We start from the raw sequence: 450 nt of genomic DNA, 5'->3' as shown, positions 1-450 counted from the left end.
TCATTGTATTCAACATCAATAAAGCCTTGTTCTTCTGGCTCTATTAAATATGTTATTTCATCAGCATTGCTTGTAATATTTATTGTAGGTTTTTCTCCGACTCTTAAGTCTAAACTTTGCTTGTTAGCTTCCAAAGTAAGAACTTCTGCCACAGTAATTGGTATGCTGAGTGTTATATCTTCATTGCCTGCTTTTTTACCTACTACTTTCAATACAGCATTTCCTGCTTTTTTTCCTGTTATAGTAAATATCTTATCAGTGTCATTATATTCTGCATCAAAATAATCTTGCTCAGTAGGTTCTAAGCTATAATCTATAGTATCAGCATTGCTTGTAAGATTTACATTCGGTGCTTCACCAACTTTCAAATCTAAACTTTCCTTGTTTGCTTCTAAAGTAAGTTCCTCTTTTATAACTTCATCTTTTTCATCATCGCTGACTGCTTGTTCA

General features: G+C 32.7%; 1 pseudogene. It reads right to left on the bottom strand.

Annotated features, from left to right (window positions below):
- Positions 1-450 (bottom strand): annotated as a pseudogene (locus BRSU_RS14640) (hypothetical protein); the annotation flags it as partial.

It is taken from the genome of Brachyspira suanatina (assembly GCF_001049755.1).
In the GTDB taxonomy this organism is placed as follows: domain Bacteria; phylum Spirochaetota; class Brachyspiria; order Brachyspirales; family Brachyspiraceae; genus Brachyspira; species Brachyspira suanatina.
Note: the sequence above shows the minus strand (reverse complement) of the source record. Positions and strands in the feature narration are given on the sequence as shown.